17 protein-coding genes and 1 pseudogene are annotated in these 22,060 nt (G+C 64.7%); 12 read left to right on the top strand and 6 right to left on the bottom strand.

Going from position 1 to position 22,060, the window contains the following annotated elements; translation table 11 throughout:
* Positions 1 to 107 precede the first annotated feature (107 nt).
* Positions 108 to 698, bottom strand: coding sequence for a hypothetical protein (locus AC0GNR_RS08050; protein ID WP_472900443.1), 591 nt, complete (start codon positions 696 to 698; stop codon positions 108 to 110).
* A 199-nt stretch (positions 699 to 897) separates the two neighbouring features.
* Entirely contained in the window at positions 898 to 1,407 is a 510-nt protein-coding gene (locus AC0GNR_RS08045; RefSeq protein WP_472900442.1) for an Lrp/AsnC family transcriptional regulator, read from the bottom strand.
* 175 nt (positions 1,408 to 1,582) lie between these two features.
* Between AC0GNR_RS08045 and AC0GNR_RS08040 the strand changes: the two genes are divergently transcribed.
* The 5 genes and pseudogenes from AC0GNR_RS08040 (at position 1,583) to AC0GNR_RS08020 (ending at position 11,162) form a co-directional block, all read left to right on the top strand.
* A complete protein-coding gene (locus AC0GNR_RS08040) occupies positions 1,583 to 5,179 on the top strand; it encodes an indolepyruvate ferredoxin oxidoreductase family protein (RefSeq protein WP_472900441.1) in 3,597 nt (1,198 codons plus the stop codon).
* A 148-nt stretch (positions 5,180 to 5,327) separates the two neighbouring features.
* The gene (yajC, locus tag AC0GNR_RS08035) at positions 5,328 to 5,648 is read left to right on the top strand and encodes a preprotein translocase subunit YajC (protein WP_472900440.1); all 321 of its coding nucleotides are present in this window, start codon (positions 5,328 to 5,330) and stop codon (positions 5,646 to 5,648) included.
* A gap of 127 nt (positions 5,649 to 5,775) precedes the next feature.
* Positions 5,776 to 7,659, top strand: a complete 1,884-nt coding sequence (gene secD, locus AC0GNR_RS08030; protein WP_472900439.1) for a protein translocase subunit SecD — start codon at positions 5,776 to 5,778, stop codon at positions 7,657 to 7,659.
* Positions 7,660 to 7,669: 10 nt separating this feature from the next.
* Positions 7,670 to 8,626: a protein translocase subunit SecF gene (secF, locus tag AC0GNR_RS08025; RefSeq protein ID WP_472900438.1), complete on the top strand. Its 957-nt coding sequence runs from the start codon at positions 7,670 to 7,672 to the stop codon at positions 8,624 to 8,626.
* Positions 8,627 to 8,709: 83 nt separating this feature from the next.
* A pseudogene (locus AC0GNR_RS08020) lies at positions 8,710 to 11,162 on the top strand (DUF1631 family protein).
* 120 nt (positions 11,163 to 11,282) lie between these two features.
* Here AC0GNR_RS08020 and dprA read toward each other — a convergent pair.
* Both dprA and AC0GNR_RS08010 read right to left on the bottom strand, forming a co-directional pair.
* On the bottom strand, positions 11,283 to 12,401 hold the full coding sequence (gene dprA / locus AC0GNR_RS08015) for a DNA-processing protein DprA (protein WP_472900437.1): 1,119 nt from the start codon (positions 12,399 to 12,401) through the stop codon (positions 11,283 to 11,285).
* A gap of 21 nt (positions 12,402 to 12,422) precedes the next feature.
* Positions 12,423 to 13,661 (bottom strand): LysM peptidoglycan-binding domain-containing protein, encoded by a 1,239-nt coding sequence (locus AC0GNR_RS08010; protein WP_472900436.1) that lies wholly within the window; start codon positions 13,659 to 13,661, stop codon positions 12,423 to 12,425.
* Between the two features lie 269 nt (positions 13,662 to 13,930).
* Between AC0GNR_RS08010 and def the strand changes: the two genes are divergently transcribed.
* The 5 genes from def to AC0GNR_RS07985 all read left to right on the top strand — a co-directional run bounded on the left by def (position 13,931) and on the right by AC0GNR_RS07985 (position 17,083).
* Complete coding sequence (gene def, locus AC0GNR_RS08005; protein ID WP_472900435.1) at positions 13,931 to 14,452, top strand: peptide deformylase; 522 nt, start codon at positions 13,931 to 13,933, stop codon at positions 14,450 to 14,452.
* A complete protein-coding gene (locus AC0GNR_RS08000) occupies positions 14,449 to 14,955 on the top strand; it encodes a hypothetical protein (RefSeq protein WP_472900434.1) in 507 nt (168 codons plus the stop codon). Before def ends, AC0GNR_RS08000 begins: the two co-directional genes overlap by 4 nt.
* A 67-nt stretch (positions 14,956 to 15,022) precedes the next feature.
* Complete coding sequence (gene fmt, locus AC0GNR_RS07995; RefSeq protein WP_472900433.1) at positions 15,023 to 16,012, top strand: methionyl-tRNA formyltransferase; 990 nt, start codon at positions 15,023 to 15,025, stop codon at positions 16,010 to 16,012.
* Positions 16,012 to 16,755: an AzlC family ABC transporter permease gene (locus AC0GNR_RS07990; RefSeq protein WP_472900432.1), complete on the top strand. Its 744-nt coding sequence runs from the start codon at positions 16,012 to 16,014 to the stop codon at positions 16,753 to 16,755. The genes fmt and AC0GNR_RS07990 overlap by 1 nt, the downstream gene beginning before the upstream one ends.
* Positions 16,748 to 17,083: an AzlD domain-containing protein gene (locus tag AC0GNR_RS07985; RefSeq protein ID WP_472900431.1), complete on the top strand. Its 336-nt coding sequence runs from the start codon at positions 16,748 to 16,750 to the stop codon at positions 17,081 to 17,083. Before AC0GNR_RS07990 ends, AC0GNR_RS07985 begins: the two co-directional genes overlap by 8 nt.
* 3 nt (positions 17,084 to 17,086) lie before the next feature.
* On the opposite strand, the gene AC0GNR_RS07980 is transcribed toward AC0GNR_RS07985, so the two are convergent.
* Together AC0GNR_RS07980 and AC0GNR_RS07975 are read right to left on the bottom strand one after the other, a co-directional pair.
* Complete coding sequence (locus AC0GNR_RS07980; RefSeq protein ID WP_472900430.1) at positions 17,087 to 19,069, bottom strand: LTA synthase family protein; 1,983 nt, start codon at positions 19,067 to 19,069, stop codon at positions 17,087 to 17,089.
* A 79-nt stretch (positions 19,070 to 19,148) separates the two neighbouring features.
* Positions 19,149 to 19,829 (bottom strand): phosphatase PAP2 family protein, encoded by a 681-nt coding sequence (locus tag AC0GNR_RS07975; RefSeq protein ID WP_472900429.1) that lies wholly within the window; start codon positions 19,827 to 19,829, stop codon positions 19,149 to 19,151.
* Between the two features lie 113 nt (positions 19,830 to 19,942).
* Between AC0GNR_RS07975 and AC0GNR_RS07970 the strand changes: the two genes are divergently transcribed.
* Both AC0GNR_RS07970 and AC0GNR_RS07965 read left to right on the top strand, forming a co-directional pair.
* Positions 19,943 to 20,659 (top strand): response regulator, encoded by a 717-nt coding sequence (locus tag AC0GNR_RS07970; protein WP_472900428.1) that lies wholly within the window; start codon positions 19,943 to 19,945, stop codon positions 20,657 to 20,659.
* Positions 20,656 to 22,044: a sensor histidine kinase gene (locus AC0GNR_RS07965; RefSeq protein WP_472900427.1), complete on the top strand. Its 1,389-nt coding sequence runs from the start codon at positions 20,656 to 20,658 to the stop codon at positions 22,042 to 22,044. The genes AC0GNR_RS07970 and AC0GNR_RS07965 overlap by 4 nt, the downstream gene beginning before the upstream one ends.
* Positions 22,045 to 22,060: the final 16 nt, after the last annotated feature.

Raw genomic sequence — 22,060 nt, 5'->3', positions numbered from 1 at the left:
ATCCGGAGGCGCGGCCCAAAAGACAACGGAGGGTCTGCATAGTGCAGACCCTCCGTGTGTGCCTTGGTGGCTGGGCAGCCCACCGGTGGTCCGGTGCGGTCCGCGCTTCAGGGCATGGTCGCGGTGTAGGTCACGCGGCCAGAGTAGTTACCGAAGGCGGGTGTCGTGGTGTTGGCGTAGGCGTATTGCCAGTTGGCGGTCTGGTTGGTCACGCGGCCAACCATGGTGGGCTGGCTGGTGCCGCCGCTGAACCCCGGGGCGGGCAGCGCCCCGTTGGAGGTGGCCACCGTCAGTTCGGTGAACGGGATGCTGTCGGTACCACTGGTCAGGTTCACCGGGTTGGTGGCGGTGATGGTGATCTGGCCATCGTTGCCAAACACGCGCACGGGAATGGCGTTGCCGGCCGGTGACGGGCCGTCATTGGTGATGGACGCAGCCAGGGCAGTGGGGCCAGCACCCACGTCCAGTGGGTTGGTGGTGTAGTCAAACGTCAGGGTGTTGTTGCTGGCGTTGTTGGCCAGCGGCAGCGCGGCACCCGAACCCACGCCCAAAAACAGCACGCGCGGGATCACCACGCGAAGGTCGAGCCGTGCGGAGGCGTTGCCGGCACCGATGACCAGCTGGGATTCGGCCGAAGCCATGAGCGGCGATGCAAGAGCCAAAGCCAGAGCCGACTGAAGAAGCAAGGATTTTTTCATGACGTTTCCTGCGAAAGTGGGGCGGTTTGAACCTGAAAACTTTTAGGTACGGATTGGAGCCGAATTCAGATGGCCGATCCTACGAAAAGCAAGGTGTTCACACAACCAAAACGTGGGAAAAAATGCACATATTCAAAGACTTACAGCCGATTTGCCTCTAAGCGGTAGAGCTTTGGTGATGAGCGGCGGTAAAAAAGTCTCAAGTTTTGGATTTAGATGCCGTACCTAAGCTTTTTGTAAACAAGTGCGCGAGCGGCAAAGCGCTCGCCGCTTTCACCTCGCCCAGCGAAAAGCTGGTGTGCAGGTCTTTCACGTTGGGCAGGTTGATGAGCACTTCGCGGGCGAAGCGGCTGAACTCGCCCAGGTCGGGGCAGACCACCTGCAGTTCAAACGTGCCCGAACCGCTGATGTAGTGGCAGGCCACGATTTCAGGAATCTTCTGGATCGCAGCTTCGAGCTGGCGCGTCACGTCGCCGCTGTTGCGCTCGGCGTCCAGCCGCACAAAAGCCAGCACGCCCAGGCCGATCTTTTCGCGGTTGAGTTCGGCCCGGTAGCCGGTGATGTAGCCCGCTTCTTCCAACGCGCGCACGCGGCGCCAGCAGGGCGCGGCCGACAGGCCCACGCGGCTGGCCAGTTCGGCGTTGGTGAGTCGGCCGTCGTTTTGAAGTTCGTTCAGGATGGCGAGGTCAAACTTGTCGAGTGTTTCCATAAGTGGGATTTTGTAGCAAGAATCTTTCTTTTGGTGGCGAAATCGGGGCATGGAAAGCAAACACCTGTCAGCGCCCGGGTCATACACTGTGCGGCACACTGAAACCCGCCGATCCGCAGGTTTGCCGTGTCAAAAACCGCTCACGAGGCGGCCCTTTTACGCAGGAGACAACAAGATGAACGCCCCACTGCCTGAACACATCCGCCGCGCGCTTGAAACCGTCACCCTCGACGACAAATATTCTCTGGACCACGGCCGCGCTTTCATGAGCGGCGTGCAGGCGCTGGTGAAGCTGCCCATGCTGCAGCGCCAGCGCGACGCGCTGCAGGGCAAGAACACGGCGGGCTTCATCAGCGGCTACCGCGGCTCGCCGCTGGGCGGCTACGACCAGGCTTTGCAAAAAGCAGCGCCGTACCTGAAGGCGCAGAACATCGTGTTCCAACCCGGCGTGAACGAAGAGCTGGCGGCCACCGCGCTGTGGGGCACGCAGCAGCTGGGATTCGCGCCCCAAGGCAGCAACAAGTTCGACGGCGTGTTCGGCATCTGGTACGGCAAAGGCCCGGGCGTGGACCGTTGCAGCGATGTGTTCAAGCACGCCAACATGGCCGGAACCACGCCCTGGGGCGGCGTGATCGCGGTGGCGGGCGACGACCACGTGGCCAAGAGCAGCACCGCCGCGCACCAGAGCGACCATATTTTTAAGGCCTGCGGCCTGCCGGTGTTTTTCCCGTCCACGGTGCAAGACATTTTGGACCTCGGCATCCACGCCATCGCCATGAGCCGCTTCAGCGGTGTCTGGGCCGGCATGAAGACGATCCAGGAGATCGTCGAATCGAGCGCCACCGCCATGATCGACCCCGAGCGGGTCAACATCGTCATTCCCGAGTTCGACATGCCGCCGGGCGGCGTGCACATCCGCTGGCCCGACCACGCGCTGGACCAGGAGGCGCGCTTGTTCGACACCAAGTGGTACGCAGCACTCGCCTACATCCGCGCCAACAAGCTGAACCACAACGTGGTCGCCGGGCCGAACGACCGCTTCGGCATCATCGCCAGCGGCAAGGCTTTCAACGACACGCGCCAGGCGCTGCTGGACCTGGGGCTGGACGACGACACCTGCCGCCGCATCGGCCTGCGCCTGCACAAGGTGAACGTGGTGTGGCCGCTGGAAGCGCAGACCACGCGCGAATTTGCCACCGGCCTGCGCGAGATTTTGGTGGTGGAAGAAAAGCGCCAGGTCATTGAATACCAGCTGAAAGAAGAGCTGTACAACTGGCGCGGCGACGTGCGGCCCAACGTGCTGGGCAAGTTTGACGAGGTGGAAGGCGACTTCAGCGGCGGCGAGTGGAGCATGCCCAACCCCAGCGCCCACACCCTGCTGCGCGCCAACGCCGACCTGACGCCGAGCATCATCGCCCGCGCTGTGGCCAAGCGCCTGCGCAAGATGGGCGTGCCCGAAGACGTGCAGGCGCGCATCGACGCGCAGCTCGCCATCCTGACGGCGCAAGAGCAGTCTATGCAGACGCTGCTGACCAAGGGTGTGGAGGGCGCCGAGCGCCAGCCGTGGTTTTGCTCGGGCTGCCCGCACAACACCAGCACCAAAGTGCCCGAAGGCTCGCGTGCCATGGCGGGCATTGGCTGCCATTTCATGACCATCTGGATGGACCGCGCCACCGTGGGCTTCACGCAGATGGGCGGCGAAGGCGTGCCGTGGGTGGGCCAGCAGCCGTTCAGCCATGACCAGCACATGTTTGCCAACCTGGGCGATGGCACCTACTTCCACAGCGGCATTTTGGCCATCCGCCAGAGCATCGCCGCCGGGGTGAACATCACCTACAAGATTTTGTACAACGACGCCGTGGCCATGACCGGTGGCCAGCAGGTGGGCGAGCGGCCCGAGGGCCACAGCGTGGTGCAGATCGCGCAGAGCATGCGGGCCGAGGGTGCCGTCAAGATCACGATCGTGACCGACGAGCCAGAGAAATACGCGGGCGTGAAAGGCCTTCCCGAAGGCATCGCCATTCAGCACCGCGACACGCTGGACGCGGTGCAGCGCGCGTTCCGTGAAATCAAGGGCACCACGGTCATCATTTACGACCAGACCTGCGCCACCGAAAAACGCCGCCGCCGCAAGCGCGGCTCGCTGGTGGACCCGGCCAAGCGCGTGGTGATCAACGAGCTGGTGTGCGAAGGCTGCGGCGACTGCGGCGTGCAGAGCAATTGCCTGAGCGTGGAGCCGCTGGAAACCGAGTTTGGTCGCAAGCGCACCATCAACCAGAGCAGCTGCAACAAGGACTATTCGTGCGTCAAGGGTTTTTGCCCGAGCTTCGTCACGGTGGAAGGCGGGCAACTGCGCAAGAAAGACAAAAAAGCCGCCAGCCAGGCCTGGACCGGCGGTGCGCTGCCCGAGCCCACCCTGCCGGTGCTGGGCGCCGAGGCCTGGGGCATCATCGTCGCCGGCGTGGGCGGCACCGGTGTCATCACCATCGGCCAGCTGCTGGGCATGGCCGCGCACATTGAGGGCAAGGGCATCGTCACGCAAGACGCCGCCGGCCTGGCGCAAAAGGGCGGCGCCACCTGGAGCCATGTGCTGATTGCCGCGCAGCAAGACGGCATTCGGACCACCCGCGTGTCGGCCGCCTCGGCCGACCTGGTGCTGGGCTGTGACCCGATCGTGGCGGCGCACAAGGAAACCTGGCAGCGCCTGCGCGCCGGGCGCAGCCATGTGGCGCTGAACGCCAGCGCCACACCCACAGCCGCGTTTGTGAAAAACCCCGACTGGCAAAACCCGGCGCAGGCCTGTGTGGACACCTTGTTGCACAGCCTGGGTGCCGAGGCGGTGGGCGTGTTTGATGCCGAAACCGCCGCCACCCAGCTTATGGGCGACAGCATTTACGCCAACCCGCTGATGCTGGGCTACGCCTGGCAAAAGGGCTGGGTTCCGCTGGGCCACGCGGCGCTGATGCGCGCCATGGAGCTCAATGCCGTGCAGGTGGACAAGAACAAGGCGGCTTTTGAATGGGGCCGCCGCGCCGCGCACAACCCGCAGGCTGTGGAGGCGCTGTGGCAACTGCGCGGGGGTGGCGAGCAGGTGATTCAGTTCAAAAAGCGCGAGTCGCTGGACGCTTTGATCGCGCGCCGGGTCGAGTTTCTCACCGGCTACCAAAACGCCGCCTACGCCGCCGACTACCAGCGCTTAGTGGAGCGCGTGCGCGCGGCTGAGCAGCCGTTGGGCAAAACCGCGCTGACCGAAGCCGTGGTGCGCAACCTGTTCAAGCTGATGGCCTACAAGGACGAGTACGAGGTGGCACGCTTGCACAGCGACACGGCCTTCCATGCGCGCATTGCCAGCCAGTTTGAAGGCGACTTCAAACTCCATGTGCACCTGGCGCCGCCGCTGATTGCCAAGAAAAATGCGCGTGGCGAACTGGTGAAGCAACCGTTTGGCCCCTTCATGTTCACCGCCTTTCGCCTGCTGGCCCGCCTGAAAGGCCTGCGGGGTACCGCGCTGGACGTGTTTGGCCGCACCGAAGAGCGCCGCACCGAGCGCGCCCTGATCGGTGAATACCGCGCCTTGGTGGACAGCTTGCTGGCCCCCTTGAACGCAGGCAACCACCCGCTGGCGGTGGACCTGGCGCGCATTCCTGAGCAGATCAAAGGCTTTGGCCATGTGAAAGAGCGCCATCTGGCCGCAGCACGCAGCCGCCAGGCCGCTTTGCTGGCCCAGTGGCGGCAGCCACCGGTTGCGCTGCCCGTGGCTCGGGTAGCCTGAAAGGGTTAGGGGCTCGGTGGGCGCGCTTGTGGGTGTGCGCCCACCCGACGCATACAATGGCAGGTTGAGTCCAGCGTGACCGGGGTTCCCTGTGGGCGCCCGTTGGTGATCTGGCGCTTTTGTGACCCCGAACCTGTTGGAGACCTCCGTGTTCATTTCTTCTGCTTACGCCCAGGCCGCCGCTGGTGGCGATACCCAGTCCACTATCATGGGCCTGCTGCCGCTGGTGTTGATGTTTGTGGTGCTGTATTTCGTGATGATTCGCCCGCAGATGAAGCGGCAAAAAGAACACAAGGCCATGGTCGAGGCCATCGCCAAAGGCGATGAAGTGGTCACAGCCGGCGGTTTTCTGGGCAAAGTGTCCAAAGTGGGCGAAATCTACGTGGGCGTGGAACTTGCCGACGGCGTCGAAGTCCAGATGCAGCGTACTGCTGTGGTGCAGGTGTTGCCCAAAGGCACCATCAAGTAACTGGATCACCCCCGCGCCGCGCCTTGCGGCGCGTCACCCCCACAAGGGGGCGGCGCGTGCGGCCCGGCAAAGCCGGTTCTGCCGCACGCTCGGAAAACTTCCCCTCTAGCCTCTTGGTTGCTCGCCCATGAACCGTTATCCGCTCTGGAAGTACCTGATCATCGCGGTTGCGCTGGTGATCGGGGCTTTGTATGCCCTGCCCAATTTGTTTGGTGAGTCACCGGCGGTGCAGGTGTCGGCAGGGCGCGCATCGGTGCGCATCGACACCACCACGGTTACCCGCGTGGAGCAGGCGCTCACAGAGCAGGGTGTCAGTGCCTCGCTGATCCAGTTCGAGGGCAACTCGGTCAAGGCCCGGTTTGACACCACCGACGACCAGATCAAAGCGCGTGACGCGCTGGAGCGTGCCCTCAACCCCGACGCGACCGCTCCCAACTACGTGGTGGCGCTCAATCTGGTGCCCCGCACACCGGCTTGGCTGGCCAGCTTGGGCGCGTCACCCATGTACCTGGGCCTGGACCTGCGCGGTGGCGTCCACTTTATGTTGCAGGTGGATATGCCCGCAGCGCTGCAGCGCCGCGCCGATGTGCTTGCCGGCGACCTGCGCACAGCCCTGCGTGAAAAAAGCGTGCGCCATGGCGGCGTTAGCCGCAACGGGCAGACCATTGAGGTGCGTGCCCGCGACGCCCAGACGCTGGAAGCCGTCCGCGCGGTGATTCAAGACCAGTTCGCTGATCTGGAGTCCGCCGAAACGCCTGAAGGCACCGAATACCGTCTGATCGCCTCCATCCGCCCGGAGGCTGCACGTCGCGTGCAGGACCAGGCGCTGAAGCAAAACATCACCACCTTGCACAACCGGATCAACGAGCTCGGCGTGGCCGAACCGGTGATCCAGCAGCAAGGTATTGACCGCATCGTGGTGCAGCTGCCAGGCGTGCAAGACACCGCCAAGGCCAAAGACATTCTGGGTCGCACCGCCACGCTGGAAGTGCGTTTGGTGGACGAAAGCGCCGAGGGGCAGGCCGCCGAGCGGGGCACGGGCGCCGTGCCGTTTGGCTCAGAACGCTACCCCGAGCGCGACGGCCGTGCCGTCATCGTCAAGCGGGAGGTGTTGCTGACCGGTGAAAACCTCACCGACGCCCAGGCCGGCTTTGACAGCCAGAGCCAGGAAGCCGCTGTGCACCTGACGCTGGATGCCAAAGGCTCACGCATCTTCCGTGACGTGACCCGCGAGAACGTGGGCAAGCGCATGGCCATCATCCTGTTTGAAAAAGGCCGGGGTGAAGTGGTCACCGCGCCGGTGATTCGCACCGAAATTGGGGGTGGCCGGGTGCAAATTTCTGGCGCCATGACCACCACAGAAGCCAGCGACACCGCGCTGCTGCTGCGCGCCGGCTCGCTGGCCGCGCCCATGGAAATCATTGAAGAGCGCACCATTGGCCCCAGCCTGGGCGCTGAAAACATTGCCAAAGGCTTCAACAGCGTGATCTGGGGCTTTGCCGTCATCGTGCTGTTCATGTGTGTGTACTACATGCTGTTTGGCGTGTTTTCCAGTCTATCGCTCGCCTTTAACCTGGTGCTGCTGGTGGCGGTGCTGTCCATGCTGCAGGCCACGCTCACCCTGCCCGGCATTGCAGCCATGGCGCTGGCGCTGGGCATGGCGATTGACTCCAACGTGTTGATCAACGAGCGCGTGCGCGAAGAGCTACGCAACGGTGCATCGCCGCAGTCAGCCATCAACGCCGGTTACGACCAGGCGTGGGGCACCATTCTGGACTCCAACATCACAACCCTGATTGCGGGTGTAGCCCTGCTGGCGTTTGGCTCTGGCCCGGTACGTGGCTTCGCTGTGGTGCACTGCATCGGCATTCTCACCAGCATGTTCTCGTCGGTGTTCTTCTCGCGCGGCGTGGTCAACTTCTGGTACGGCCGGCAGAAGAAACTCAAGTCGGTGTCGATCGGAACGATCTGGCGTCCGGAAACCAACACCACCGTGGCCAAGGCCGACTGAAGGAAACGCCATGGAACTCTTTCGCATCCGCAAAGACATCCCGTTCATGAAGCACGCCATTGTGCTGAACGCGATCTCCACCATCACCTTCATTGCTGCCGTTATCTTTCTGGTCACGCGCGGGCTCAACCTGTCGGTCGAGTTCACCGGGGGCACGGTCATGGAAGTGGCCTACGAACAACCGGCCGACCTGGCGGCTGTGCGCCAGGTGGTCGAGTCCTTGGGCTACGCCGAGGTGCCGGTGCAAAACTTTGGCACCTCGCGCGACGTGCTGCTGCGGTTGCCGGTGCAGGCGGGCAAGTCGTCCGGGCAGCAAAGCGAGGTGGTGCTGGCGGCGCTGAAAGCGCAAAACCCAGCAGTAGAGTTGCGCCGCACCGAGTTCGTGGGTCCTCAGGTGGGGCGCGAGCTGGTCGAGGACGGTCTCAAAGCCCTGGGTATGGTGATCGTCGGCATCATGATTTATCTGGCGATGCGGTTTGAGTGGAAGTACGCCGTCTCGGCCATCATCGCCAACCTGCACGACGTGGTGATCATTCTGGGCTTCTTTGCTTTCTTCCAGTGGGAGTTCTCACTTGCCGTGTTGGCCGCCGTGCTGGCGGTGCTGGGCTACTCGGTCAACGAATCTGTGGTGATTTTTGATCGGATTCGTGAGAGTTTTCGCCGCTACCGCAAGAAGACCACGCCCGAGATCATTGACTACGCGATCACGTCCACCATCAGCCGTACCATCATCACACACGGCTCCACGCAGATCATGGTGTTGTCGATGCTGCTGTTTGGCGGGCCAACCTTGTATTACTTTGCGTTGGCTCTGACGATTGGCATTCTGTTTGGTATTTACTCGTCGGTTTTTGTTGCAGCGGCCATTGCCATGTGGCTGGGCATCAAGCGCGAAGACCTCATCAAAGGTGGCACCAAGAAAGAAGAAGGCGACCCAGACGACCCGAACGCCGGCGCTATGGTGTGAAGCCAAATATCAGGGCTGATGGCATCGGGTACCGGCCCGGGTATCCCTAAAATCAGGTTCTTTCGTGTCATACTGAGTCCATTGTGGCGTCACCCGATCAGCACGTTTCCTCTCTGGCCAAACAGGCGCGTGAACTCTTCGTGGTTCACGTGGGCCGTGCGCTTCCCGAGTTGATCAAGGCGTGCGACACGCGGTTGACAGCCATCCTGGACCAGGCTGGGCCAGCGCGTGACATGCAGATACGCCGAGATGCCTGGACCGCCTTTCAGAAAAACCAGACCACGTGGCTCAACCAGAGCCGCAAAGCATTGCAGCGCACTCTGCTGCCCCGTTTCTCCACCAGCGGCAACAGCACCTTGAGCATGCCCGGCCGGCTCGAACTGGTGGCCGAGGGCGCTATCGACGACCAGATCATGGCGTCTCGCCTGGCCATGCGGGTGCTCGACGCGGCGTCCACCGAACTCAATGAATTGCGCTTGCGCGTGCAGCACCTGGAAAAGCGCCAAGAGCTGCCGCGGGGTGACGTGTTGCTGCCTGACGTGATGGCGCGCATCTTGGTCGATCAATGGCTGGATGCACAAATTCCCCGTGAAGCCTGGCCACTGATCCAGGATGCTTTGGCGCCCGTGCTGGCCAACAAAATGCTGGGGGCTTACAAAGCCGCCAATGAGTTTCTGGTGTCCAGCGGCGTCATGAAGGAAATTGACCTGCAGGCTTTGGTCAAGCGCACGCCAGGCACCCAGACGGGCCGGGCTGCCGATCTCAAACCAGGTCAGACAAGTTCAGGTTCAGGTTCAAGTTCAGGTTCAGGTTCAAGTTCAGGTTCAGGTTCAGGTTCAGGTTCAGGTTCAGGTTCAGGTTCAGGTTCAGGTTCAGGTTCGGGTTCGGGTTCGGGTTCGGGTTCGGGCGGCTCCGAAGGTGGGTCTGCCGGTGGTTCGCGAGCTGGCTTTGGGCAGGGCCACGGTGGCATGGCGTCATCGGTCATGGGTGTGAACGACGAAACCCGGCTTTTGACCAGCTCGACGCCGCTGGCCCGTGCGCGCATGCGCGCTCAGGGTGTGGTCGGTCGTCTCAAGCGCATGCTGATGGAGAAGGTCGGCGGTGACTTTGAAGCCACGCAATTGTTGCCGCCCTCGCCGGCGCTGCAGCAAGCCATGCAGCAATCGATGGCGGTGGTTCGTACCGATGCCGGATTTTCTCTGTCTGGTGGGTCGGGTGCCGGGGTGGTGTATGTCGACGCCTCGCACGTCGACCGGGCCGCCTCCGCGTTGCGCGAGCGCACGGCTGAACTCAAACAGGCCGCTTCCACGCCGACCGAGAAGGCCACGATCGAGGTGGTGGCCCTGATGTTTCAGAGCATTCTGGCCGAGGAGCGCATTCCGCCCAGCGTTCGGGTGTGGTTCGCCCGGCTGCAGATCCCGGTGTTGCGGGTTGCGCTGGCCGAGCCCGAGTTTTTCAGTGCCTTGCAGCACCCAGCGCGGCGCCTGATTGACCGCATGGGTTCCTGCGTGCTGGGCTTCGAGTCCAACGTGAGTTCGGCCGCACTGGAAGCTGAAATCAAGCGCGTGGTGCAGGTGATCGAGCAATACCCCGAGACCGGCCGGCGCGTGTTTCAGCTGGTGTTTGACGAATTCCAGAAATTTTTGTCGACCTACCTCAGCGAACAGGGCAGCGCCAGCCGGTTTGTGACGGTGGCGCAGCAGGTTGAGCAAAAGGAAACGCTGTCGGTTCAATACACCATCGAGCTGCGCAAGTTGCTCAACGACATGCCTGTGCGCGACGAGGTGCGGGATTTTCTGTTCAAAGTCTGGGTCGATGTGCTGGCGGTGGCCAGCGTCAAGTACGGGCTGAAGCACGAGGAAACCGGCTCGCTGAAGCAGGTCGCGTCGGATTTGCTGTGGGCGGCCAGCGCCAAGCCCAACCGCAACGACCGTGCGCGGGTGATCCAGCAGTTGCCGGGCTTGCTGCAGCGCTTGCGCCAGGGCATGGGTTTGCTGGGCTACCCGCCAGGCATGCAAGACCAGCACATCAAGTCGGTCAGCGACACGCTGGCCGATGCCTTCATGTCGCGCACCGAAGCGATATCGCAAGAGAGCCTGGACAATTTGTCAGAGCGCCTGGCCCATCTGGAAGACTACCTGCCGGAGAGCGGTGTGGGCGATCTGGACCTGGACAACGACAGCATCGAGATGATCACGGGCGTGGACGCCAGCAACATCGAGGTGATCAACCAAGGCGGCAGCCAGCCCAACGAGGCCATGCGCGCCTGGGCTGTGGAGCTACAGATTGGTTCGTGGTTTGGTCTGGACCACAACGGAAAGCTCAACAGCGTGCAGTTTGCCTGGCGCAGCGACCGCGGCCAGCTCTCATGTTTGTGTCCAACACGGGGCGGTGCTTCCTGATCCAGGCCAACCGCGTGGCGTCCTACTTGCAGGCCGGCTTGCTGGTGCCGAGCGAAGAGGAAGCGCTGACCGTGCGCGCCACGCGCGACGCGCTGGCCAAACTCGACGCCAACCCCGAACGACTTTTGGGCTGACCCCCGCCACGCTGCGCGCGACCCCTTGAAGGGGACCTGCAAGTGGCACGGTGAGCCGGTTACACCGCATCCCTGGTGGGGCCCTTCGTCCGGGATGCCCCAGTTGTGGCCCGATCTTGATCAGCCTTGGCCGAGTCGTTGCAGCAGGCCACCGGGCATGCGGCTCACCCGGCCATCGAGTTCCAGCTCCAGCAAACGCGCCTGCAGGGTGGCGGTGTCCAGGCCCGTGCGTGCTTGCAGGGCATCGAGGCTCACGGGGTCGAAGCCCATGGCGTCGAGCAGGGGGTCGGGCTCTGTGGGTTGGTCTGTGGCTGCGTCTGCTGAACCCCGGTCTGCGCTCGCGCCCGCCGGTGCAACCGTGATACGCAGGTCTTCCAGAATGTCTTGAGCCGACTCCACCAACTTGGCGCCCTGACGTATCAGGGCGTGGCAGCCCCGGGACTGCGGCGCATGGATGGAGCCTGGAATGGCGAACACGTCACGGCCCTGTTCGGCCGCCAGCCGCGCGGTGATCAATGAACCCGACTGCACCGCAGCTTCCACCACCAGCGTGCCCTGCGACAGCCCGGCGATGATGCGGTTGCGTTGAGGAAAATTGGCGGGCAGTGGCGGTGTGCCCAGGGCGTATTCGCTCACGATGGCGCCGCGCACCACGATGCGGTGGGCCAGTGATAGATGGCGTTTGGGGTACACGCGGTCCAGGCCGGTGCCCACCACCGCGATGGTGGGAGCATCTGCGTCAAGCGAGCCTTCGTGGGCTGCGCCGTCAATGCCCAGTGCCAGCCCCGACACCACGCACACGCCGGCCTCGCCAAGCGCACGGGCGAATTGCCGGGCATTGGCTTCACCTTGCGGGGTGGGGTTGCGGCTGCCCACGATGGCCAGCCTGCGCGGGTGATGCAGCGCCTCCAGCTGCCCCATCACATAGAGCATCAATGGTGGGTCGGCCATTTGCAGCAGCTCGGGGGGAAAGCGGGCGTCGCCCAAGGTGAGCACGTGTCGGTCAGGCGCCGCGGCCAGCCAGGACACCAGGCGGTCCACCGATGCGTCCAGGTCGTCCGGGGGGCTCAGCAGGGCCAGCGCCGGTTTGGGACCCACGACCGCCCTCAGTGCGGGCGGGCTTTGCCTGAAAACGTCTTCAGGCAGGCCAAAAGTGGCCAGCAATTTGCGGGCGGACTCGTTGCCCACGCCGGGCGTGAGCAGCAACCGGAGCCAGCTGGCAAGTTCGTCGCTGGCCATGGGCAAATACAGCGGCTGCGATCAGGGGTTGGTGAAACGGTCGCCGACTTTGACACCGTCGGTGATTTGAAGCACCAGTGCGTAAGACACTTTGTCAAAAGTGCGGAACACCATCATCAAGCCGTTGCGCTCGCCGGGCAGACGCATCTGAGGACGTGCGTCGTCGGTCTTGTCGGTCACAAGATGGCTTTCGCGCTGCAGCGCCAGCACGTGGCCGCGCTCCAGGCCGTGGGCTGTACCCCGGTTGATGGCCACGACCTGATTTTGAGCTGCAAAGGTCACGGCGTTGCCGTACACCGAAACGATTTGCCCCGCCTGGGCGCTGGTGGGCGCACTGGGCACGTAATTCGGCAGTTCGCGGGGCGGCTCCGGCAGCAACCGGTCTCCCACACGCATTTCTTCTTTGGCCACCACGATGTCGATGGTGGCGGGCACCAGTTCGGTTTGTACTTTGCCCTTGGCGTCGGTGACTTCGCGGGTGCTTTCGCCGCGTTCCAGCAGCGCCTTGCCGACGTACTGCGCTTCGAAGCCCAGGATCTCACCGGTGGTGGGATCTTTCAGTGGCACGGCATTGCGGAACACGCGGAAATCGCGGGACTTGCCCGGGCTGTCGGTGAGCGCCTCACCGGCTGCGCCAGAGCTGTACTGACCACGAGCGTAGGCACGGTCACCGCGGCTGAGCAGAACGCGGGTTTCCTGCGTGGCCACAATGCGCGGCGCGCGCGCAAAGGTGGCTTCGTCCACGATCATCGGTTCGGTCAGAAACGCTTCAATGGCTTGCAGGGAAATGGGCGGGATGCCGGCGTCGCCGAGGCTCTCAAAGCGGGTACGCGGTGACACGCGCACGGTGTCTGGGTCGCCGCCGCTGGCGCCCGGTGGGCGGGTGCTCAGGCGGGCGCGGCCGTTGGATTTGTCCAGGTAAAGCACCTGGCCGGGAAAGATCAGGTGCGGGTTGCGAATGTCTTGCAGGTTCATGCCCCACAGCTCGGGCCAGCGCCACGGGCTTTTCAGGAACAGGCCGGAAATGGCCCACAGCGTGTCGCCGCGTTTCACGGTGTAGCTGTCGGGTGCGTTGGGCGCCAGTTCTGACAACGCAACGCCGGCCTGCGCCACTTGGCCCGCCGTGGCGCGCTGTTCAGCGGTGATGGGGAAGTTTTGTGCGCTGGCGTTGCCGGCTGCTAGCACAGCAAGCAATGCGCCGGCGCAAGCCAGCGGACGCAGCGGGAAAGAAGCGGTGGACTTGCAGGTCTTCAATGGCATGTAGGGGCCCCTGGGGCAGGCATGGCTGGTTTCGGGAACCCCAGACCGCAGCGGTCAGAGGCGGGATTGCAGCGCAGCTTTTTCTTGACAATTTGCATTTGATTTTGCGCCCAAGCCATTGATTAGGCAATGTATACGGGGAGGCGCAACCACAGCCGTGGACAAAAGTGGCGAAAATAGCGACAAACGGGCAAGCTTGTCACTGCGGCGCCTCTTTAGGACCGTCGGGCTGCCCCCACTTATTTGATTCTTCTGTGGCTACTTTGACCATGAACACGTCCACCCTGCTCGAAATTTTGTGTTACCCGGACCCCCGCCTGCACACCGTGGCCCGCCCGGTGGCCGCGGTGGACGACCGTATCCGCGGCCTGATTGACCGCATGTTTTCCACCATGTACGACGCCAGCGGCATTGGCCTGGCGGCCACGCAGGTGAATGTGCATGAGCGCCTGGTGGTGATCGACGTCAGCGAAGAGCGCAACCAGCCCATGGTGTTGATCAACCCTGAAATTGAATGGGCCAGCCCGGAAAAGCGCAAGGGCGAAGAGGGCTGCTTGTCGGTGCCGGGGATTTACGACGGCGTTGAGCGTTCGCTGGCGGTTCGCGTGCGCGCGATGGACGCAGAGGGCAAAGCCCGGGTGATTGAGGCCGAGGGCATGCTGGCGGTGTGCATTCAGCACGAAATGGACCACCTGATGGGCAAGGTGTTTGTGGAATACCTGTCTTCGCTCAAGCAAGGGCGCATCAAGTCCAAACTGGCGAAAGCCCAGCGCGAGGCGATGCGTTCGTGAAACCCGGCTTGCGGTGGGGTCCTCGCGCTTGGGTGTGGGCCGGGTTGCTGGCGCTGGCCGGGTGCACAGGCATGCCGGAGCGCTTGGCGCAAGGCACGCCGCGAAGCGACATTGAAACCCGCCTCGGCCAGCCCACGGCGGTGGTTGCGCTGGCTGACGGCACGCAGCTCCAGTATTCGCGCCAGCCGGCCGGGCAGCAGGTGTACAACCTGACGCTGGATGCCGACGGCCGCTTGCGCCAGGTGGACCAGGTGATGGACCTGGCCTGGTTTCACCGCATCGGCATCGACACCTGGACGCGACGCGAGGTACAGCAACAGTTCGGGCCACCGGCCCTGGTGGAGCGGGTGGCCCTTTTCGATGGCGACATCTGGACCTATCGGTTCCTGGAAAACGGTTGGTCGCGCCAGGCGCACGTGCACCTGGACCCGGCGGGCGTGGTGCGGCGGCTGATGTTCACCGATGAACCCCTGCCCGACGATTCCGCGGACCTGGACCACTGAGAGGCTGAGCGGTAGACCGGCCTTATCCCGCGCGTGAGGCGCGGGGAATTTTGTTCAAATAAGACCCATGAAAATCATCTTTGCGGGCACGCCCGAATTTGCCCGCGTGGCACTGGAGCGCTTGCACGCCGCCGGTTTTGACGTCGCCCTGGTGCTGACCCAGCCGGACCGGCCAGCAGGCCGCGGCATGAAGCTGCAGGCCTCGCCGGTGAAGCAGTTTGCGCTGGACCACCAGATACCGGTAGCGCAGCCGCACAGCCTGCGGCTGGACGGCAAATACCCCGACGAAGCTGCCGCTGCACGAGACACGATTGCCGCAGCCCAGGCCGATGCCATGGTGGTGGCGGCCTACGGGCTGATCTTGCCGCAGTGGGTGCTCGACGCGCCGCGTCTGGGGTGCTTCAACATCCATGCGTCGCTGTTGCCGCGCTGGCGGGGTGCTGCGCCCATTCACCGCGCCATCGAGGCCGGTGACGTGCAAAGCGGCGTCACCATCATGCAGATGGACGCCGGGCTGGATACCGGCGACATGCTGCTGGTGGAGCGCCTGCCGATCGCCACCACCGACACCACCGGGCAGCTGCATGACCGCCTGGCCACCTTGGGCGGGCGGCTGATGGTGGAGGCCCTGGAGCTGGCGGCCTGCGGAGGCCTCAAGCCGGTGAAGCAGCCTCCTGAAGGCGTGACCTACGCCCACAAAATCGACAAGGCCGAGGCCGCCATCGACTGGCGGTTGCCCGCCGCTGTGATCGCCCGGAGGGTGCGTGCGTTCAACCCCTTTCCAGGCGCTGCCACGGCGCTGGCGGGCGAAGCGGTCAAGGTGTGGATGGCCGATGCCGAACCCTCTGATGCCGCCCAACCCGGGGCTTTGCCCGGGGTGGTGCTTGCTGTGGCGGCCGACGGCATTCGGGTGCAGACGGGTGATGGCGTGCTGGTGCTCACCGAGCTGCAGCGCGCCGGCGGCAAGCGCTTGCCCGTCGCCGACTTTCTGCGTGGCTTTGTGATCGCGCCGGGTCAGGTGCTGGACAGCGCGCCGGCGCAGAAAGCTGCTGCCTGATGTTCTTTCTGGCTGAACACCGCCGACAAGCGGAATTTTGGGAAGGCGTGCGCGACCAGGCCACCGTGGCCATGGGCATTGCCGCCTGGGGCCTGATGACCGGCGTCGCCATGGTCAAGTCGGGTTTGTCGGTGCTGGAGGCGGTGTTGATGACGCTGATCGTCTACGCCGGCAGCGCGCAGCTGGCTGCCGTGCCCATGATCGCGGCAGGCGCGCCGCTGTGGGTGATTCTGGCCGCTGCGTTTTGCGTCAACCTGCGTTTTGTGGTGTTTTCAGCCCACCTGCGGCCTTACATGATGCACCTGCCGCGCTGGCAGCGCATGGTGTCGGGCTACGTCACCGGTGACCTGAGCTACGTGTTTTTTGCCCGCCGCTTCCCCAAGCCGGGCCACACGCCGGACGAGCTGGCCCGCCAACAGGCTTACCTCATGGGCAATTGCGCGGTGAACTACATCGCCTGGATGATGGCCAGCCTGGTGGGCATTGCGCTGGCCAACGCCATTCCCACCGAGTGGGGCCTGGGCTTTGCGGGCATTCTGGCTCTGTTGGGTGTGCTGAGCTCGCTGGCCAGTTCCAAGCTGCGCATGGTGTCGGCGGGCGTGGCGGGCGCGGCGGCGGTGGTCGCTTTTGCCTTGCCGCTCAAGCTCAACATTCTGGTGGCCATTGCCAGCGCCGTGGCCATCTGTCTGGTGCTGGAAAAAATGCCCCGGAGCCACCCACCGGGGGGAGCCAGCCATGTTTGATGTCGATCCCTGGACCCTGCTCACCATCCTGGCGCTCGGCGTCATCACCGTGGTCACCCGCGGGTATTTCTTCATGTCCAGCAAACCCTGGACGCTGCCCGGCTGGGCTCAACGCGGCCTGCAGTACGCACCCATCGCGGCGCTGTCTGCGGTGGTGGTGCCTGAGATCGTGATGACCCAGGGCGAGCTGATCCAGACCTGGCAAGACGCCCGCTTGTTTGCGGTGGTGGCCGGGCTGTGCTGGTTTGCCTGGCAGCGCGGCGTGCTGGGCACCATCGTGGCGGGCATGGTGGTGTATTTGCCGCTGAAGATTGGGCTGGGCTGGTAGGGTTCAGCGGTGCAGTTGTTCCCGGTAGGCCATCTGGGCGTACAGCGCATGAGCCACCGCTTTTTCCAGCAGTGCCGGGTTGCTGCCCGCATCGGGCTGCAGCCGCCCATTGGCGTAGCGCATCAGGCGGGGTGCCTGGTCGGGTTGCAGCAGCACCACCTGCGGGCCTTCCATGTAGGCCTGGATTTTGTCGAACTGCATGATGGCCCGGCCGGGTGCGTTGGGCGCAGCAGGCAGGCTCAGATCGCGGCCGATCAGCGGGTGTTCACCGCTCAATCCCATCAGGGAAATGAGGGTGGGCGCCAGGTCGATCTGGCTGGCCACCGGCTCGATGTGGCGGGCTGCTTTGATGGTGCCACCCAGGATCAAACCGGGAATATGAAAGCGCTCTACCGGTAGCAGCGACGGGCCGTAGACACGTGAGTTGTGGTCGGCCACGATCAGGAACACCGTGTTGTTCCAGTAGGGCGCGGCCTTGGCCTGTTCGATGAACCGGCCCAGTGCGTGGTCGGCGTATTTCACCGCGTTGTTCACGGTGGACTTGGGCTGGTCGTAGAGCGTGATTTGGCCGTCCGGAAATTCGAATGGCGCGTGGTTGGACGAGGTGAAGATGAGGCCGAAAAACGGCTTGTCTGCGGGCTGTGCGCTGAAGTGGCGGTGGGCCATGTCCATCACGTCGCCGTCTGATGCGCCCCAGGTGCCCACGAAAGCTTCAGGGCCAAAGTCTTTTTGCTCGATGACGCGGTCAAACCCGTTGCCCATGAAGAAGCCGCGCATGTTGTCGAAGTGGGACTCGCCGCCGTAAAAGAAGGTCGATTCGTAGCCCTTGTTTTTCAGGAAGCTGGCCAGCGTGAAGAAGTCGCGTTGCGACTTGGCCAGCTTCACCGTGCTGACCGCTGAGGTGGGTGGGTAGCCCGCCACCACCGCTTCAATGCCCCGCACCGAGCGGGTGCCGGTGGCGTAGAGCTGCTCGAACCACAGGCCCTCATCCGCCAGGCGGTCCAGGTTGGGCGTGATCGGCAAGCCGCCCAGGCGCCCCACAAATTCAGCACCCAGACTTTCTTCGAGCACGATCACCAGGTTGAGGGGGCGCTGGCGTGGGTGTGGGCTGATCTGGTGGTGGCGCAGGGGCACGTCCGCCTGGGTGAATGCGCTGGCGGGTTGACCGGTTTCCTGGCGCACCAGCTCGATCACCCGCTCGCGCGGCAGCCGGGCGTAGGTGATGCCGCCGTCCTCAGACTTGCGCGACAGGTGCACCGCAAACAGCAGCGTGTAGGCCGAGCTCAGCGGCAGTTCGTTCACCAGGTGGTCGGCCGTGACCGCCGCTGAAGAGGGGTTGGCCGGACGGTGACCCACCGCACCGCGCGCGCTCAGCGCCAGCAGTGCCAGCAGCAACAGCGACCAGGGCAGCGCATGGCGCAGGCGGACCGACTGGGTGGTTGGCCCGGTGTGGGTCAGGCGCCAGTACAGCGCGGTCAGCGTGGGCAGCAGCACGGCGGTGGCCAGCAGGTGGGGCCAATGGTCTTTGAGCAGCGTACCGCCCACTTCTTTGGCGTAACCCAGGTACTCCACAAACAGGTAGTTGGGGCGGCTGTCGTATTGCGCGATGAAGGCCGGGGTGGACAGTTCCATGAAGGCCACGAACACCAGGCCGACGAGTCCATACACACGCAAGACCGCCCGCCAGGGGCGCCAACTGGCCTGGCCCAGCGCCATCCAGGGTGTGAGTGTCGCGGGCAGCACCCACATCAGCCCCAGCAGCACGCCGTCAAACCGCAGGCCTTGCAGCACCACATGGGACCAGGCGGCGGTGTCGTCGATGCGCTGGGACTGCCACAGCGCCAGCCCCAGCCGAGACAGCCACAGCACCGCCAGCATGGCCGCCATGGGCAGCAACAGCGGCTTGAGCAGGGTGAGGCTGTCGGCTTGAAAGCGGGCGGTGCGCGCTCTGGTGCGCGTTCTGGTGTGGGCAGTGGGTAAAGGCATGTGGGTATTGGCAGCGTCACGGAGCGCTGGCGGCCCCATGGAAAAAGCCCGAGTGTTGGGGGGCCACATTAAGCAGCCCTTAAACACGAACGGCTGAACGGTTTTGCCCGCCTGCTCCAGCGATGTGCTGGCGTGCCACGAGCCAGCCCAGCAGCGACACGGCTCCGCAGATCACCAGTGTCCACATCGTGTGGCTGGGGTAGTGGGCGCCGCGCAGGGTTTGCACCGCGCCCGGTGGGGGCAGCAGCCACGGCAGGCATAGCGCCAAAAACCCCATGCCGCTGGACGCATGGCCACCCGGAAAACAGCGCCCGGGCCCACCGTCGGCCTGCGCCCAATGCCAGTGCGACACATGGCGGGCCTGGCCACCAAACATGTCCAGATCCCAGGGGCAACTGGTCTGGCTGCGCAGCTTGATAAGGCTCACCGCCAGCAGAGAAGCGCTCACCAGGGCCAGCACCCACAGGCGTTCGCTGCGCGGCAGGGCAAAGGCCGGCGAGCGGCGGGGTGTCCATGCGGTGGGCCACAGCGCCCATGCGCCCAACAGCCCCCATAGCACGGTGCAGGCTTGTCTCAGCGTGTCGTGCAGAACGGCTTGAAGCAGCCAGTCGCTGCGCAGCGGAAAACCCTGCGGTGTTCCGATCCACCGCATCACGGTCAGGTCGCCAGAGCCCATGTCCCACAGCACGGTGAGCGCCACCACCAGCATCAGGCCCATGGCGATGGGTGGCGCCGGGTAGGCGAGGGACTGTGGTTGCATGGCGGTTGTTGGCGGCATGGCCGGCAGAGTGCGGCGGCCGGGTTAAGGCACGCTTAAGACGGCGCCGGATAATGACGCTTCTTTGCTCTGCGGGCCCTGGGCCTGTTCCCGACATGCGCGCTTTGGTGGTGGAAGACGATCCCGGTATTGCCAGCGGGCTGGCGGCCTCGCTGCGCCACGCGGGTTACGCGGTGGACGTGTGTGGCACGTTGCAGGCGGCCTGGGCGGCGTTGTCGGTGGAACCGTTTGACGTGATGCTGCTGGACCTGGGCCTGCCCGATGGCGACGGGCTGGACCTGCTGGTGCGGCTGCGCCGCCAGGCCGAGCGGCCCGCTGGGCGCGAGCACTTGCCGCATGCCGACATGCCGGTGCTGATCATGACCGCGCGCGACGGCGTCAGCGACCGCATCAGCGGACTGGACGGCGGTGCCGACGACTACATCGTCAAACCGTTTGATGCCAACGAGCTGCTGGCGCGCCTGCGTGCCATGCTGCGCCGTGCCAGTGGGCGCAGCAAGCCGGTGATCGAACACGGCGACCTGGTGCTCGACCCCGCTGCCCACACGGTGCAGCGCGGCGGTGCACCGGTGGCGCTGGGCGTCAAAGAGTTTGCGCTCTTGCTTACGCTGCTGCAGGCGCGCCCGCAGGTGCTGTCCAAATCGCGGCTGGAGTCGGCGATGTATGGCTTTGGCGAGGAACTGGAGAGCAACGCGATTGAGGTGCATGTGCACCACCTGCGCCGCAAGCTCGGCGAATCGCTGATCAAGACGGTGCGGGGCGTGGGCTACTTCATTCCGCGCGAAGCCGATGCGCCGGCGCCCCCGCCATGAGGTCCGCCACCACCGCCCGCCCACGCCAGAAGCTGCTGTGGCGCCACCTCTGGAGCTGGACGCTGAGTGCGCTCACGCTGGTCTGGCTGACCCTGATGGTGGTGGCCTGGTACACCGGGCACCACGAAACCGAGGAGCTGAGCGACGGCCACATGGTGGGCGTGGCCCGTCTGTGGCTGGCCGTGTCGCCCACCGAGGTGGGCGCGCTGAGCGAGCCGCTGGCGCGTCAGGGTTTGCGCAGCTACGTGCAGGACGTGGCGGTGATCGAATGGCAAGGCGACCGGGTGGTGACCGACACGCACCGCCTGGCCGCAGGGCTGGGCCTGAGCGCTGCGCCCGCGCCAGGTGCGTCCGTGCAGCATTACGAGGGCGTGATGGGCAGCGGCCCCTGGCGCATGGTGGTGGTGGAAGCCGAGGCCGCGACCCTGGCAGCCGGCGCGCCCCGCCGGCGCGTGGCCGTGCTGATGAACATGGGCCAGCGGGTGGACCTGGGCGGTGATGTGGCCGAACACGTGGCGCGCCCCGCCCTGCTGGTGTTGCCGCTGGTGGCGCTGGGTTTGTGGTGGACCATTCGGCGCGGTTTGCGCCCGCTGGACCGCTTGTCCAAAGAGGTGGCAGAACTCGATGCGTTTGCGGGCCAGCGGCTGGGGGACCAGCACCGGTTTCGCGAGTTTTCCAGCACCGTACAGGCCATCAACACGCTGGTGGACACGCTGCAGACCCGGGCGCAACGCGAGCGCGCGTTTGCGTCTGACGTGGCCCATGAGCTGCGCACGCCGCTCGCGTCCATCGCGCTGCAGGCGCGGGCTGCGCAGGGGAATCCTTCGCCCGAGCAGCTGGCCCACCTAGAGCAAGAGGCGCTGCGCGCAGGGCGCATCCTGACCCAGCTGCTGGACCTGGCCCGCGCCCAGCGCACCGGCTTGGCCGGGCTTGTGGGCGAAGCGGCGGCACCGATCGAACTCGGCGCCCTGGCGGCCGAGCTGATTTCGCGGCACGCGCAAATGGGCCACGAGACCGGACACGAACTCTCGCTGGTGCAACCCGAGGCACCGGTGCAGGTGCGTGCCCAACCCATGCTGCTGGAACTGGCCTTGCGCAACCTGCTGGAAAACGCCTTGCGCCACACGCCCGCCGGCACCCAGGTGTGTGTGGAGGTCTGGCAGACCACGCAGGCCGTGGGCCTCTCGGTGAGCGACGATGGACAGCGGGACACCCTCGCAACGCAGCACCCACCTGCAGAACCCGTGGCACCGGCCGACACCGCCGGCCTGGGCCTGGGGTTGCGACTGGTTGAGCGCATCGCCGAGCAACTGGGTGCCGAGTTGCTGCGCGATGGGGGCGATCGGCCCATGACCACGCGCTTCACCTTGCGCTGGCCGCGCTGAAGGCCTCCACCCCAAA

The organism is Hydrogenophaga sp. LT287, from assembly GCF_055702805.1.
Note: the sequence above shows the minus strand (reverse complement) of the source record. Positions and strands in the feature narration are given on the sequence as shown.

What these genes read in the sequence shown, in the direction of transcription:
- AC0GNR_RS08045 (WP_472900442.1), bottom strand. Translation starts at nt 1,407, where the DNA reads ATGGAAACACTCGACAAGTTTGACCTCGCCATCCTGAACGAACTTCAA.
- secF (WP_472900438.1), top strand. Translation starts at nt 7,670, where the DNA reads ATGGAACTCTTTCGCATCCGCAAAGACATCCCGTTCATGAAGCACGCC.
- AC0GNR_RS07985 (WP_472900431.1), top strand. Translation starts at nt 16,748, where the DNA reads ATGTTTGATGTCGATCCCTGGACCCTGCTCACCATCCTGGCGCTCGGC.
- dprA (WP_472900437.1), bottom strand. Translation starts at nt 12,401, where the DNA reads ATGGCCAGCGACGAACTTGCCAGCTGGCTCCGGTTGCTGCTCACGCCC.
- AC0GNR_RS07980 (WP_472900430.1), bottom strand. Translation starts at nt 19,069, where the DNA reads ATGCCTTTACCCACTGCCCACACCAGAACGCGCACCAGAGCGCGCACC.
- AC0GNR_RS07965 (WP_472900427.1), top strand. Translation starts at nt 20,656, where the DNA reads ATGAGGTCCGCCACCACCGCCCGCCCACGCCAGAAGCTGCTGTGGCGC.
- secD (WP_472900439.1), top strand. Translation starts at nt 5,776, where the DNA reads ATGAACCGTTATCCGCTCTGGAAGTACCTGATCATCGCGGTTGCGCTG.
- fmt (WP_472900433.1), top strand. Translation starts at nt 15,023, where the DNA reads ATGAAAATCATCTTTGCGGGCACGCCCGAATTTGCCCGCGTGGCACTG.
- AC0GNR_RS08040 (WP_472900441.1), top strand. Translation starts at nt 1,583, where the DNA reads ATGAACGCCCCACTGCCTGAACACATCCGCCGCGCGCTTGAAACCGTC.
- AC0GNR_RS07990 (WP_472900432.1), top strand. Translation starts at nt 16,012, where the DNA reads ATGTTCTTTCTGGCTGAACACCGCCGACAAGCGGAATTTTGGGAAGGC.
- AC0GNR_RS07970 (WP_472900428.1), top strand. Translation starts at nt 19,943, where the DNA reads ATGCGCGCTTTGGTGGTGGAAGACGATCCCGGTATTGCCAGCGGGCTG.
- AC0GNR_RS08010 (WP_472900436.1), bottom strand. Translation starts at nt 13,661, where the DNA reads ATGCCATTGAAGACCTGCAAGTCCACCGCTTCTTTCCCGCTGCGTCCG.
- AC0GNR_RS08050 (WP_472900443.1), bottom strand. Translation starts at nt 698, where the DNA reads ATGAAAAAATCCTTGCTTCTTCAGTCGGCTCTGGCTTTGGCTCTTGCA.
- AC0GNR_RS07975 (WP_472900429.1), bottom strand. Translation starts at nt 19,829, where the DNA reads ATGCAACCACAGTCCCTCGCCTACCCGGCGCCACCCATCGCCATGGGC.
- def (WP_472900435.1), top strand. Translation starts at nt 13,931, where the DNA reads ATGAACACGTCCACCCTGCTCGAAATTTTGTGTTACCCGGACCCCCGC.